The following is a 216-nucleotide window of genomic DNA, read 5'->3' on the forward strand; positions in this document are numbered from 1 at the left end:
ATTAATAAAGTCGTCTTGAGAGATGACGAAGAGCTCGAGAGCTTTAAAAAAGTTTTTGAAAAAAAGACTTGCAAAGTTAAAGCAAAACGAGTAATATATTTAAATGTCGTCAGGCGAGAGCCAAGGCGGCGGAAAAACAAATCAAAAAAGTTCTTGACAAAGGATTTGAGATTTGATAAAATATAAAAGCCGTCTGGTTCAACCAGACGGAGGTAG

At 36.1% G+C, this 216-nt stretch carries 1 protein-coding gene; it reads left to right on the forward strand.

Annotation, left to right across the window (positions count from 1 at the left end; genetic code table 11):
• Nucleotides 1–186: hypothetical protein (locus JEM49_RS10380; RefSeq protein WP_207187945.1), on the forward strand; the 186-nt coding region annotated here is incomplete at its 5' end.
• Nucleotides 187–216: the final 30 nt, after the last annotated feature.

Origin of the sequence: Lactobacillus sp. A27 (assembly GCF_016742815.1) — a bacterium.
GTDB lineage: Bacteria > Bacillota > Bacilli > Lactobacillales > Lactobacillaceae > Lactobacillus > Lactobacillus gallinarum.